The sequence below is a fragment of the Mycolicibacterium parafortuitum genome (genome assembly GCF_010725485.1).
GTDB lineage: Bacteria > Actinomycetota > Actinomycetes > Mycobacteriales > Mycobacteriaceae > Mycobacterium.
Genome location: NZ_AP022598.1, coordinates 1734579 through 1747897 on the forward strand (window position 1 = coordinate 1734579; position 13319 = coordinate 1747897).

Consider the following 13319-nt stretch of genomic DNA (forward strand, 5'->3'; position numbering starts at 1 on the left):
CCGCCGCCGTCCCGGTGAACAGATCAGCCTGCCATGAACGTGTTGTAGGCCGACTGCAGGTCGGCGGGCAGCACGGTCACATTGCAGTTGCGCTGCGCATCGCCGAGCGGTGCCAGGATGCCGCGCAGTTCGTAGTACTCGTTCGCATTGGCCGTGAAGTAGCCGCGCAGGTTCGCCTCGGCTTCCGGTCGCGGCTGGCTCATCGCGGCGGTCACCGCCTGGTTGGCGCCCGGGTGCGTATCCAGATACTGGCGCGCCGACGCGGTCACCGAACTCACGGTGCCGGTCAGTGCGCTGGCGGTGCAGTCCGCCGGCTGGGCATTGGCGACCGGCCCGGCCACGGTTGCTGCGGCAAGGCCGCCGAACAGACATGCCGCCCCGACACCAGCCAGCGAACGGCGCACGGTGTTACCACTGAAATTCATGTTGGATTGGTCCTTCTCATCGATGACGCGATGTGCGTCGGTTACTGCTTACCCCGCCCGAAATCCAAGGTAGCCGAGATCTGGAGTGCCCAAACGTCATGAGTCGGCGTCAATAAACCGGCCTGTGCCACGTTACAAATCCGGGCCGTGATGTTCGCCTCAATACGGTCGGTGACGTTCGCTGTCGACGAAATAACCCTCGCGGCGCTCTGAACATTCTCAAAATTTGCCGGGAATGCTTAATTGATCGTGATGTGGGTCGTTGCCCAATCGTTATCCGCACCGCCGGATCGCGCCGGCAGATAGTTTGGTCGCTGTGAAACTGGACCTGCTGACACCCGGCATCGAGGTCGGGCTCGTCACCACCGATCTGGCCCCGATGGTCGACTTCTACGAAGGCTTCCTCGAACTCGAGCCTCAGGGCGAGATCGAGTTCGACGGCGGATCGCAACGGCGGTACTCGCTCGGCGGCAGCGTGCTCAAACTCGTCACCTACACGACACCGCCTCCGGCCCCGGCCGCGCCCGGGGGCGGCCGCGCCCAGGCCGGGCTGCGCTACTTCACGATCGGCGTCAACGGGCTGCGCGCGATCGCCGAACAGTTCGAGGCGTCGCCGTACCAGATCGTCGAACCGGTCACCGAGTTCACACCGGTGCCCGGGATGGGCTGGATGTTCGTCGCCGATCCCGACGGCAACCACATCGAACTGTTCGGGATGCTCTGACGTGAGTTATCCGTACCAGCCCCAGCCCTACCAGCAGGTGCCCACCTGCTACCGCCATCCCGACCGGCAGACCTATGTGCGCTGCACCCGGTGCAACCGCTTCATCTGCGGAGAATGCATGCGCAACGCGGCGGTCGGTCACCAGTGCGTCGACTGCGTCGGCGAGGCCGCGCGAGCGGTGCGGCCCGTCACCAATGTGTTCGGCGCGCAGCGTCCGTCGTCGATGACCCCGGTCGTCACCTACGGCCTGATCGCCGCCAACCTGCTGGTCTTCGCGCTGCAGATGGCCTCCCCCGAGTTGCAGCGTGCCTTCGGGTTGTGGTCGCCCGCGGTGGCCGACGGGCAGCTCTACCGGCTGCTGACCTCGGCGTTCCTGCACTTCGGGCTGACCCACATCGCGTTCAACATGCTGGCGCTGTACTTCGTCGGACCGCCGCTGGAGATCGCACTGGGCCGGCTGCGCTACATCACGCTGTATCTGGTCAGCGCGCTCGGCGGCTCGGTGCTGGTCTACCTGCTGACCCTCAACGCGCTGACCGCCGGCGCGTCGGGGGCGGTGTTCGGATTGTTCGGGGCGATGTTCGTGGTCGGTAAGCGGCTGAACATGGACGTGCGCTCCGTGATGGTGATCATCGTGTTGAACCTGGTGTTCACGTTCGTCATCCCGTTGGTCACCTCGCAGAACATCAGCTGGCAGGGTCACGTCGGTGGTCTGGTCACCGGCGCGTTGGTGGCCGCCGCGTTCGGGTACGCGCCCCGGCAGCAGCGCAACCTCGTGCAGGCGGGCGCGGTCGGCGCGCTGCTGGTGGTCTTCGCCGTTCTGGTGGTGTGGCGCACCACGGAACTGCGGGGATTGATGGGCCTGGCCTGAGGGGTATGGGGGACAGATGCTCGGGCTCCCTGGACACATCCGCGCGTGCCTGTTCGACCTCGACGGCGTGCTGACCGATACGGCGAGCGTGCACCGGCGCGCGTGGAAGGCGATGTTCGACGAGTATCTGCGCGCCCGCGGGGGTGACTTCGTTCCGTTCGACGCCGGACCGGACTACGAGAGGTACGTCGACGGCAAGCCCCGCGCCGACGGGATCCGCTCCTTTCTGGGAAGCCGGGACATCGCCGCGGACGAGGACACCGTGACCCGGCTCGGGGAGCGCAAGAACCAGATGTTCCTGGACACGATGCGCACCGACGGTGTCGAGGTGTTCGACGGCTCCCGCCGGTATCTGCAGGCCGCCGCCGAGGCAGGCCTGCGGCGGGCGGTGGTCTCGTCGAGCGCCAACACCCGTGAGGTGCTGGAGCTGACGGGCTTGGAGCGCTATATCGAGGTGCGCGTCGACGGCGTCACCCTGCGCGAAGAAAACCTGCCGGGTAAGCCCGCCCCGGACACGTTCCTGCGTGCCGCCGCGCTACTCGACGTCGCACCCGCCGATGCGGCGGTGTTCGAGGACGCGCTGTCCGGCGTCGCGGCGGGGCGGGCGGGCGAGTTCGGCCTCGTGGTCGGCGTGGACCGCACGGGACAGTCAGAAGCGCTACGCGAGAACGGCGCCGATATCGTCGTCACCGACCTGGGGGAGCTGCTCGACTCATGATGATCTCCGGCTTATGACGATTTCCGAAGACGCCTTTCCCGTCGAACCGTGGTGTATCCGTGAGACCGAGCTGAGGCTCGAACAGCTGGCCGAGTCCGAGTCGGTGTTCGCACTGTCCAACGGCCACATCGGGTTACGCGGCAACCTCGACGAAGGCGAGCCGCACGGCCTGCCCGGTACCTACTTGAACGGCTTCTACGAGATCCGCCCGTTGCCATATGCGGAGGCGGGTTTCGGCTATCCCGAGGACGGCCAGTCGATCGTCGACGTCACCAACGGCAAGCTGATCCGGTTGCTGGTCGACGACGAGCCGTTCGATGTCCGGTATGGCGACCTGCGTTCACACGAAAGGGTTCTCGACATGCGTGCCGGCGTCCTGACCCGGTCTGCGGACTGGACGGCGCCGTCGGGTAAACGGGTGAAGCTGACCTCGACGCGGCTGGTGTCGCTGGCGCAGCGCGGGCTGGCCGCGATCGAGTACGTGGTGGAGGCCGTCGACGGCGTGCTGCTGACCGTGCAGTCGGAACTGGTGGCCAACGAGGATCTGCCCGAACCCGAGGATGACCCGCGGGTGGCCGCCGCCCTGGACAAACCGCTGGAGGCGGTGCAGCACGAGGTCAGTGAGCGCGGTGCGCTGCTGATCCACCGCACCAGGGCCAGCAAGCTGACGATGGCGGCGGCGATGGATCACGTCATCGAGTCCGACGGACGGGTGGAGGTCAGCGGTGACGCCGGGGACCACTGGGCCCGGACCACTGTGGTGTCGGCGCTGAAACCCGGTGAGCGCCTTCGGCTGATCAAGTTCCTCGCCTACGGCTGGTCGAGCCTGCGCTCCCCGCCGGCGTTGCGCGACCAGGTCGCTGCCCATATCGCCGGAGCGCGGTACACCGGCTGGGACGGGCTGGTGCGCTCGCAGCGCGAGTACCTCGACGACTTCTGGGACTGCGCCGACGTCGAGGTCGACGGCGATGCGGACTGCCAGCAGGCGGTGCGGTTCGGGCTGTTCCACGTGTTGCAGGCCAGTGCCCGTGCCGAGCGGCGGGCCATCGCGGGCAAGGGGCTGACCGGAACCGGTTACGACGGCCACGCGTTCTGGGACACCGAGGGTTTCGTGCTGCCGGTGCTGACCTACACCGCGCCGTGGGCGGCTGCCGACGCATTGCGCTGGCGCGCCACGATTCTGGACCTTGCCCGCGCACGGGCCGCCGAGTTGGACCTCGAAGGAGCCAGCTATCCGTGGCGGACCATCCACGGCGAGGAGTGCTCGGCGTACTGGCCGGCCGGGACGGCGGCTTTCCACGTCAACGCCGACATCGCGATGGCGTTCGAGCGCTACCGGGTGGTCACCGGTGACGATTCGCTCGAAAAGGAATGCGGCCTGGCCGTTCTCGTCGAGACGGCCCGGATGTGGATGTCGCTCGGGCATTTCGACCGGCACGGCCGGTGGCGCATCGACGGGGTGACCGGCCCCGACGAGTACACCGCGATCGTGCGCGACAACGTGTTCACCAACCTGATGGCCGCGGCCAACCTGGCCTACGCCGCCGACGCGTGCGCCCGAAGGCCGGATGCCGCCCGCGATCTGGGTGTCGACTCCGAGGAGGCCGAGGCGTGGTGCGGTGCCGCCGACGCCGTGCACATCCCGTACGACGAGGAGCTGGGGGTGCACCCGCAGTGCGAGGGATTCACCACGCTGCGTGAGTGGGACTTCACGTCCAACACCGAATATCCGCTGTTGCTTCATGAACCGTATGTGAGGCTATATCCGACCCAGGTGGTCAAGCAGGCCGATCTGGTGCTGGCCATGCATTGGCAGAGCCACGCGTTCACCGCCGAGCAGAAGGCCCGCAACGTCGACTACTACGAACGCCGCACCACCCGGGACTCGTCGCTGTCGGCGTGTACGCAGGCGGTGATGTGCGCCGAGGTCGGACATCTGGAACTGGCCCACGACTACGCGTACGAAGCGGCGCTGATCGACTTGCGCAACCTCCATCACAACACCGGTGACGGCCTGCATCTGGCATCGCTGGCCGGTGGCTGGATCGCGCTGGTTGCCGGCTTCGGCGGACTTCGCGACGACGAGGGCATGCTCTCCCTCGATCCACAGCTGCCCTCGGGCATCACGCGGCTGCGGTTCCGGTTGCGCTGGCGCGATTTCCGGGTCACGGTCGAGGCCGACCACGAGACAGTGACCTACACACTGCGGGACGGGCCGCACGGCGAACTGACCATCCGGCACGCGGGGGAGTCGCTGACGATCACCACGACGGAGGAGACGCGGGTACCGGTGCGACCGAAGGAGGCGTTGCTGCCGCCGCCCGAACAGCCGCCCGGCCGGGAACCGACACTGCGGCAACGACATCTGGGCGACGACCAGAGCTGAGTCAGATCTGGATCCGCGACCCGATGATCACGGTGCGGTCCAGCGGCAGCCCGAACGAGGCCGCCGCGTCTGCGGTCAGATGTGAGGTGGCGATGAACAGACGCTTGCGCCACGGCGCCATCGTCGGCGCATCGCCTTGGCGGAGTTCGAGTTTCGACAGGAAATAGGTGGCGTTGGCCAGATCCAGCGGGCCTTCGGTCTGCGCCGGGTCGAGCAGGCTCAGCGCGTAGGGGACGTCGATGCGGTCCATGTAGCCGAACCGCGCCAGCACGTGGATGATTCCGTCGTCGTCGGCGCCGAGGTCGTCGACGGTGATCCGGTCCGAGTCCGGCACCCGGGGCACCGGTTCGGTGGTCAGCGAGATGATCACCACGTGTTCGGCGAGCACGTGGTTGTGCTCGACGTTGGTGCGCATCGACAGCGGCGCGGTGTCGTCGCCGCGGTTGAGGAACACCGCGGTGCCGGGCAGCCGCAGCAGCGGGGGCTCGCGGGTCGACAGGCCGTCGATGAACTCGCGCATCGGGCCCTCAGCTCTGCGCCTGGCCTTGGTCACCAGCACCCGTCCCCGCTGCCAGGTCGTCATCACCGTGAACGCACAGACCGCGATCAACAACGGAAGCCAGGCTCCGTGAACGAGTTTCGTCAGGTTCGCCGCGAAGAACGTCACATCGACGATCAGCAGCGCGCCGCCGCCGAGCACGATCAGCCACAGCGGTGCGCCGGCGCGGGTACGCGCGAGATACAGGAACAGCAGTGTGGTGATGGTCATCGTGCCGGTCACCGCCATGCCGAACGCGTACGCCAGCGCCGAGGAACTGCGGAACGCGAACACCAGGATCAGCACCGCGACCATCAGGAACCCGTTGATCCACGGGACGTAGACCTGCCCGATCGAGGACGCCGAGGTGTGCAGGATGCGCAGCCGAGGCAGATAGCCGAGCTGCGCGGCCTGCGAGGCCACCGAGAACGCTCCGGTGATCACCGCCTGCGACGCGATCACCGTCGCCGCGGTCGCCAGCAGCACCATCGGGATCCGCGACCACTCCGGCATCAGCAGGAAAAACGGTGCGGTGACCGCGCTTTGGTCGTCGAGCACCAGGGCGCCCTGGCCGAAGTAGTTCAGGGTGCAGGCGGGCAGCACCAGGCCGAGCCAGCCGACCGTGATCGCCCTGCGGCCGAAATGACCCATGTCGGCGTACAGCGCCTCCGCGCCGGTCACGGCCAGGACGACCGCCGCCAGCGCGAAGAACGCGATGTGGAAGTGCTCGGTGAGGAACACGAACGCGTAGGTCGGCGACAGCGCGTGAAGAATGTGCGGATTGCGCGCGATGCCAACGATGCCCAGCGCGCCGATCGCGAGGAACCACATGATCATCACCGGCCCGAAGAGCCGGCCCACCACGGCGGTGCCGCGGCGCTGCACGGAGAACAACGCCACGATGATCACGGCGGTGATCGGGACGACCAGGTCCTTGAGATCCGGGTCGACGACGGCGAGCCCCTCGACCGCCGACAGCACCGAGATCGCGGGTGTGATCATGCTGTCGCCGAAGAACAGGGCGGCGCCGAAAACTCCGAGCGCGGCCAGGACCAGCGTGGTGTGCCGGGTCTTCGGTGCCGAGCCGCTGCTGGTCCAGCTGCGCCGGACCAGCGTGATCAGCGCCATGATGCCGCCCTCGCCGTGGTTGTCGGCGCGCATCACCAGCGTCACGTACGTCAGCGTCACGATCGTCATCACCGACCAGAAGACCAGCGACACCACGCCGTAGACGCTGTGTGAGGACACCGGAACCGGATGCGGGTCGCCGGGGTCGAACACGGTCGCGAGCGTGTAGATCGGGCTGGTGCCGATGTCGCCGAAGACCACGCCGAGCGCCCCGACCACGATCGCGGGCCGGAGCAGTCGCGCATTGTGGGTACCCGAGGTGGCGTCGATGGGATGATTGTCGCTGATGGGGTTTGCCGTGGAGGAATAACGGTGGATGACGTTCTCGACCAGCTCTACTCCGCCACACCGGAGGAGTTCACCGCGCTGCGCGGCACGCTCGCGGCTGCGGCCAAGAAGGACGGTGACACCGACGCGGCCCGCCGGATCAGCGGGTGCCGCAAGCCGACGACCGCGGCGTGGGTGGTGAACCGGCTGGCGATCACCGGGACCGCGCGATCGGAGCTGGCCGAACTCGGATCGAAGTTGCGCCAGGCGCACTCGTCGATGGACGGCGACGCGATCCGGGCGCTGACCGCCGAGCAGCGCGCCCTCGTCGACAGGCTGACCCGCACCGCGCTCGCCGGCGCCGACCTGTCCACCCCGTCGGGGGCGCTGCGCGACGACGTCACCGCGACGTTGCAGGCCGCGATCGCCGATCCGGAGGTCGCCGAACGGCTGGGCCGGCTCACGAAGGCCGAACGGTGGTCGGGTTTCGGGGAGTTCGGGTTCAGCGCGGCCGTCGCGCCCGCGCCGCGCAAGACGGCACCGAAGTCATCAGTACCGAAGCCGGACGGCCGCGCGGCGGCACGCGCCGAACTCGCCGCCGCCGAACACGCCCGCGCGCAGGCCGATGCCGCGCTGAGCGAGCTGCAAGCCGACCTCGCCGCCGCGCGGCTGAGGCACGACGACGCCAAGCGCAGGCTCGCCACCGCCGAGCAGGCACTGAGCACCGCCGAGAAGGCGTATGCCGACGGTAAACAGGTCAGCCGGGACGCCGCCGACGCGGTGCGCAAGGCCAAGCGCGCCGTAGGCCGCTGACGGCACGATATGTTTCCCACGGCATCGGCAACGATGCCGGGATGTAAGCGAAATGCTCAGCGCCACGCTTATTTTCGGGAGGGGAACATGGTCGACGTGCGACCCGGTGACGACATCCGCCGGGTGGTGACCGGCGCGTCCATCGGCAACGCGGTGGAATGGTTCGACTTCGCCATCTACGGGTTCCTCGCCACGTTCATCGCCGCGCACTTCTTCCCGGCGGGCAACGACACCGCCGCGCTGCTCAACACGTTCGCGATCTTCGCCGCGGCGTTCTTCATGCGCCCGCTCGGCGGTTTCTTCTTCGGCCCGCTCGGCGACCGGATCGGGCGGCAGAAGGTACTGGCCTTGGTGATCCTGCTGATGTCGGCGGCGACGCTGTGCATCGGCCTGCTGCCCACCTACGAGACGATCGGTGTCGCGGCGCCGTTGCTGCTGCTGGTGCTGCGCTGTCTGCAGGGCTTCTCCGCCGGCGGTGAGTACGGCGGCGGCGCGGTGTACCTCGCCGAGTTCGCCGACGACGCGCGCCGGGGTCTGACCATCACGTTCATGGCCTGGTCCGGGGTGGTCGGCTTCCTGGCCGGCTCGGTCACCGTCACGCTGCTGCAGGCGTTGCTGCCCGCTGCGGCGATGGACAGCTACGGCTGGCGCATCCCGTTCCTGATCGCCGGGCCGCTCGGGCTGGTCGGCCTGTACATCCGGCTGCGCCTCGGCGACACCCCGCAGTTCGCCGAACTCGCCAAGGCAGAGCAGAAGGCAGAGTCCCCGCTGCGGGAGGCCGTCACCACGTCGTGGCGTCCGATCCTGCAGGTGATCGGGCTGTTCATCGTGTTCAACATCGGCTATTACGTGGTATTCACGTTCCTGCCAACATATTTCATCAAGACGCTGGAGTTCTCCAAGTCGCAGTCGTTCCTGTCCATCACGCTGGCCTGCCTGGTCGCGCTGATCCTGATCCTGCCGCTGGCCGCGCTGTCGGACCGGGTCGGGCGCCGGCCGCTGCTGATCGGCGGCGCCGTCGCGTTCATCGTGGCCGGCTACCCGCTGTTCCTGCTGATGACCTCCGGTTCGCTGGTCGCCGCGATCGCCGGGCACTGCATGCTGGCCGCGATCGCGTCGGTGTACATCTCGTGTGCGGTCTCGGCCGGGGTCGAACTGTTCGCGACCCGGGTGCGCTTCAGCGGTTTCTCCGTCGGCTACAACGTGTGCGTCGCACTGTTCGGCGGCACCACCCCGTACGTGGTCACGTGGCTGACCGCCAGCACCGGCAACTCGATCGCCCCCGCGTTCTACCTGATCACCGCTGCGGTGATCTCACTTGTGACGGTGCTGACGTTGCGCGAATCGGCTCGGCGCCCACTCGCTCAAGTCCAATAGACTCGCGCGGGTGATCGGCCATGGACTCACCGTGCTGCTGGCGATCCTGGCTGCGGTCTTTCTCGCAATCGGCATCGTCGTGCGGCAACGCGCGACCCTCGACGTACCGGCCGAGGACGGCGTCAGCGCCGTCATGTTCCAGACCCTGATCCGGCGCCCGCTGTGGTGGGCGGGGACCGCGGCGGCGATCGCCGGGTTCGTGTTCCAGGCGCTGGCGCTGGCGAACGGCTCTCTGCTGCTGGTGCAGCCCATCCTGGTCTCGGCGCTGCTGTTCGCGCTGCCGCTCAGTGCCCGGCTGGCCCACCGCCGGGTGACGCGCGGCGAATGGGCATGGGCGGTGCTGCTGACCATCGCGCTGGCGGTGTTCGTGATCCTCGCCAAGGCCAGCCCCGGGGACTACGAGGCGTCGCTGACCACGTCGGCGATCGTCGCGGTGGTGTGCACGGCCGCGGTGATGGCGTGCGTGATCGTCGCGGCGCGGTTCGCCGGCTGGATCCGGGCGGTGATGCTGGCCGTCGCGGTCGGCGTGCTGTTCGGCGTGGTCGCGGTGCTGACGAAACTGGTCATGCACCTGCTCACCCACGAGGGCGTCGTCGCGGTGCTGACCACGCCGGTGCTGTACCTGCTGGCGCTGCTCGGGGTGGTGGCCATGCTGCTGCAGCAGTCGTCGTTCCATGCCGGATCGCTGCAGACCTCGGTGCCGACGATGCTGGTGCTCGAGCCGGTGATCGCGGTGGTGCTGGGGGCGGTGGTGCTCGGGGAGCACCTCAACGTCGGACGCTGGGACATGGTCGCGATCGGCGTCGCGACGGTCGCGATGGCCGCGGGCACCGTCGCGCTCGGCCGCGGCGAGGGCGCCTACGAGGAGCAGTTGGAGGCCGAGAACCGCAGGGCTCAAGCCGCGGCGGGCAAGCGGTAACCGCGGGCCCTGGCGATGTCGGCCAGCGCGTCGCGCAACTGCTTGCGGCCGCGGTGCAGCCGCGACATCACGGTGCCGATCGGGACGTCGGTCAACGCGGCGATCTCGCGGAACTTCCGCCCCTCGACGTCGGCGTAGTAGACCGCCGTGCGGTACTTCTCCGGCAGCGAGCGCATCGCCGCGGCGATCGCCGGATCGCTGGCGCCCGCGAGCACCACGTCCTCGGTGGAGCCGGTGGCGGTGCTGGTGCGGCTGTACGCGAGCAGTTGGCCGTCGCTGAACTCGTCGGTGAACTGCAGCGTCGGCCGGTGCAGCTGTCTGCGGTAGGCGCTGATGTGGGTGTTGCGCATGATCCGGTACAGCCAGCCGGCCAGGTTCGTGCCGTCGTGGAAGGTGTCGAACGCGGCGTAGGCCTTCGCCGCGGTCTCCTGCAGGAGATCCTCGGCGTCGGCGTGGTCGCGGGTGAGGCGGTAGGCGTGCCGGTACAGCTGCGAGATCATCGGGATGACATCGCGTTCGAAGCGGGCGGTGAGCTGCGCGTCATGGTGGCCGGTGGACATGGATCTGACTCTGCGCTCCGGCCGGCGCCGAGTCAGCCCGGCTGACCCCCAAACCCGCTCCGGAGAACCGGAACCGGCTCTACCGGTTAACCCCCAGACCAGGACGCCCAGTGCCGGATCTCGACGGTCACCACCGGGCCGTTGAGCTCGACGCGCTGATACTGCGGGTACTTGTCGCGCAGCAGCGCGTACCCCGTCGCCATCTCCACCCCGCTGTGGTGGATCGCGGCCACACCGTCGGCGCGCACCCACCACAACCGCGACCAGTCGTCGTCGTAGTGGTCGACGAGCAGGCTCACCGCGGCATTGGCCTCGATGTTGCGCAGCCGGCGCAGTCGCTGGGTGGACTTCGGCTTCGAGTCGACCGCGGTGTAGAGGATGTCGGTGCGGCCCTCGGGCAGTGCGAACACCACCGGAACCACATGCGGCGCCGCATCCGCCCCCGCCGTGGCGAGCATCGCTACCGGCGCAGCCGCGAACACGCCGGTCGCGTCGAACGCCCCGGGATCTGACATGGCACCAGAGTAGGGTTCACCTCGGCTGGATGGATTCATTCACCGCACCGTCGCGGTAACTCGTGGGAAGGTTCGGCATGCCACAACCAATGCCCAAACGGATCGTGTCGAAGGTCTTCGCGGCCTCGTTCGCCGCGCTGCTGACCGCCGGTGCGGTCGCGTGCGCCCCGCCTGAGAAGAACGACTCCGGTGCGGCCGGGTCGGGGACCGACGCGGCGCAGGCGACCTCGGCCGAGGATTTCGGCGGCATGGAGGCCCTGGTCGAGGCCGCCAAGGCCGAGGGCGAACTGAATGTCATTGCGCTGCCGCCGGATTGGGCGAACTACGGAGCCATCATCGCGGCCTTCTCCGAGAAGTACGGGATCAAGGTCAACTCGGCCCAGCCCGACGCGTCCAGCCAGGACGAGATCAACGCCGCCAACCAGCAGAAGGGCCGCAGCACCGCGCCCGACGTGTTCGATCTCGGCCAGTCCGTCGCGCTGGCCAACACGTCGATGTTCGCGCCGTACAAAGTCGCGACGTTCGACGAGATCCCCGAGGCGTTCAAGGATCCCGACGGCACCTGGGTCAACGACTACGGCGGCTACATGTCGATCGGCTTCGACGCGGCGAAGGTGCCTCCGGTGGCGACCGTCGACGACCTCCTCAAGCCCGAGTACCAGGGCAAGGTCGCGCTCAACGGCGACCCGACCCAGGCCGGTGCCGCATTCTCCGGAGTGTTGATGGTCGCGCTGTCCCAGGGTGGTTCGGCCGACGACATCGCCCCCGGGGTGGAGTTCTTCCGCAAGCTCAAGGACGCGGGCAATTTCCTCCCGGTCGACCCGACCCCGGCGACCATCGAGTCCGGTCAGACCCCGGTGGTCATCGACTGGAACTACACCAATTCGTCGGAGACCAAGAAGCTGCCATCCTGGACGGTCGTGGTGCCCCCGGACAACGCGGTGGCCGGCTATTACTACCAGGCGATCAATAAGGACGCCCCGCACCCGGCGGCCGCACGGCTGTGGCAGGAGTTCCTGTACAGCGACGAGGGGCAGAACCTCTACGCCCAGGGCGGTGTCAGGCCGGTGCGGGCCGACACCATGCAGGCCGACGGAGTGCTCGACCCGGCGGTCGCGGCCGCGCTTCCCGTGGTGGAGGGCCCGGTGACGGTGCCGACGCCGGAGCAGACCGAGAAGGCCTCGAAGTACCTCGCGGAGAACTGGGCGGCCGCGGTTGGCTGACCTACGGCTCGGCCAGCGGCTGCGGGACTCGCTGCCGCTGTTGCCGTTCCTGGCCGTCGTGGCGATCTTCCTGATCATCCCGACGGTCACCGTGGTGGTCGGTTCGGTGTACGCCGACGGCGTCTTCTCATTGGACCGCATCGCGGCGCTGTTCACCGGGACCGCGCTCAACGCGCTGGCCAACAGCGTGCTGCTGTCCGGGGCCACCGCGCTGCTCGGTGCGTTCTTCGGCGCGGTGATGGCCTGGCTGATCGTCAGCAGCCCGCCGACCTCGATGCTGCGCCGCGCGGTGCTGTCGCTGTGCAGCGTGCTGGCCCAGTTCGGTGGTGTCGCACTGGCATTCGCGTTCCTGGCCACCGTCGGGCTCAACGGGGTGCTGACGCTGTGGGTGCAGCAGGTGTTCGGGTTCAACCTGGCCGGGTCCGGGTGGCTGTACAGCCTGTCTGGTCTGATCCTGGTCTACACGTACTTCCAGATCCCGCTGATGGTGATCGTGTTCATCCCCGCGCTGGAGGGCCTGCGCGAGCAGTGGCGCGAAGCCGCCGTCAGCCTCGGCGCGTCGACGTGGGCGTACTGGCGTGAGGTCGCGATCCCGCTGCTGACGCCCGCGTTCCTCGGCTCGGCACTGCTGTTGTTCGCCAACGCTTTCGCCGCGTACGCGACGGCCGCCGCGCTGGTCAGTCAGGGCAGCCCGATCCTGCCGCTGCTGATCCGCGCGTCACTGGTCAGTGAGGTGGTGCTGGGTCAGGCCGGCTTCGCGTACGCGCTGGCGCTGGAGATGATCGTCGTCGTCGCCGTGGTGATGGTGGCCTACAACCTGCTGGTGCGGCGCAGTGCGCGGTGGCTCTCGTGAGA

General features: G+C 68.3%; 13 protein-coding genes. 9 read left to right on the forward strand and 4 right to left on the reverse strand.

Features of this window, described 5'->3' with window-relative positions:
• Positions 1–23 precede the first annotated feature (23 nt).
• Complete coding sequence (locus NTM_RS08165) at positions 24–425, reverse strand: heme-binding protein (protein ID WP_083146203.1); 402 nt, start codon at positions 423–425, stop codon at positions 24–26.
• Between the two features lie 316 nt (positions 426–741).
• Between NTM_RS08165 and NTM_RS08170 the strand changes: the two genes are divergently transcribed.
• From NTM_RS08170 to NTM_RS08185, 4 genes are read left to right on the forward strand one after another with little or no spacing between them, the layout of a single operon-like run.
• Positions 742–1149 (forward strand): VOC family protein, encoded by a 408-nt coding sequence (locus NTM_RS08170; protein WP_179963906.1) that lies wholly within the window; start codon positions 742–744, stop codon positions 1147–1149.
• Between the two features lies 1 nt (position 1150).
• Positions 1151–2020: a rhomboid family intramembrane serine protease gene (locus NTM_RS08175; protein ID WP_104865136.1), complete on the forward strand. Its 870-nt coding sequence runs from the start codon at positions 1151–1153 to the stop codon at positions 2018–2020.
• Between the two features lie 16 nt (positions 2021–2036).
• Complete coding sequence (locus NTM_RS08180; protein WP_163766008.1) at positions 2037–2738, forward strand: beta-phosphoglucomutase family hydrolase; 702 nt, start codon at positions 2037–2039, stop codon at positions 2736–2738.
• Positions 2739–2751: 13 nt separating this feature from the next.
• Entirely contained in the window at positions 2752–5124 is a 2373-nt protein-coding gene (locus tag NTM_RS08185; RefSeq protein WP_163766009.1) for a glycoside hydrolase family 65 protein, read from the forward strand.
• 1 nt (position 5125) lies between these two features.
• Here NTM_RS08185 and NTM_RS08190 read toward each other — a convergent pair whose 3' ends face one another.
• Complete coding sequence (locus NTM_RS08190) at positions 5126–7009, reverse strand: potassium transporter Kup (RefSeq protein WP_232079659.1); 1884 nt, start codon at positions 7007–7009, stop codon at positions 5126–5128.
• Positions 7010–7063: 54 nt separating this feature from the next.
• On the opposite strand from NTM_RS08190, the gene NTM_RS08195 reads away from it, so the two are divergent.
• From NTM_RS08195 to NTM_RS08205, 3 genes are all read left to right on the forward strand, one after another.
• The gene (locus NTM_RS08195; protein ID WP_163766010.1) at positions 7064–7870 is read left to right on the forward strand and encodes a hypothetical protein; all 807 of its coding nucleotides are present in this window, start codon (positions 7064–7066) and stop codon (positions 7868–7870) included.
• An 87-nt stretch (positions 7871–7957) separates the two neighbouring features.
• Positions 7958–9247, forward strand: a complete 1290-nt coding sequence (locus NTM_RS08200; protein ID WP_163766011.1) for an MFS transporter — start codon at positions 7958–7960, stop codon at positions 9245–9247.
• Between the two features lie 10 nt (positions 9248–9257).
• Positions 9258–10166, forward strand: a complete 909-nt coding sequence (locus tag NTM_RS08205; RefSeq protein ID WP_170311970.1) for a DMT family transporter — start codon at positions 9258–9260, stop codon at positions 10164–10166.
• Here NTM_RS08205 and NTM_RS08210 read toward each other — a convergent pair.
• Both NTM_RS08210 and NTM_RS08215 read right to left on the reverse strand, forming a co-directional pair.
• The gene (locus NTM_RS08210; RefSeq protein ID WP_163766012.1) at positions 10142–10726 is read right to left on the reverse strand and encodes a sigma-70 family RNA polymerase sigma factor; all 585 of its coding nucleotides are present in this window, start codon (positions 10724–10726) and stop codon (positions 10142–10144) included. The genes NTM_RS08205 and NTM_RS08210 overlap by 25 nt on opposite strands.
• An 86-nt stretch (positions 10727–10812) precedes the next feature.
• Positions 10813–11241 (reverse strand): TIGR03668 family PPOX class F420-dependent oxidoreductase, encoded by a 429-nt coding sequence (locus tag NTM_RS08215; protein ID WP_104865141.1) that lies wholly within the window; start codon positions 11239–11241, stop codon positions 10813–10815.
• Positions 11242–11318: 77 nt separating this feature from the next.
• Here NTM_RS08215 and NTM_RS08220 point away from each other — a divergent pair, with 77 nt between their 5' ends.
• Together NTM_RS08220 and NTM_RS08225 are read left to right on the forward strand one after the other, a co-directional pair.
• On the forward strand, positions 11319–12464 hold the full coding sequence (locus NTM_RS08220; RefSeq protein WP_435405080.1) for an ABC transporter substrate-binding protein: 1146 nt from the start codon (positions 11319–11321) through the stop codon (positions 12462–12464).
• Entirely contained in the window at positions 12457–13317 is an 861-nt protein-coding gene (locus NTM_RS08225) for an ABC transporter permease (RefSeq protein ID WP_163766013.1), read from the forward strand. Before NTM_RS08220 ends, NTM_RS08225 begins: the two co-directional genes overlap by 8 nt.
• The last annotated feature ends 2 nt before the right edge of the window (positions 13318–13319 follow it).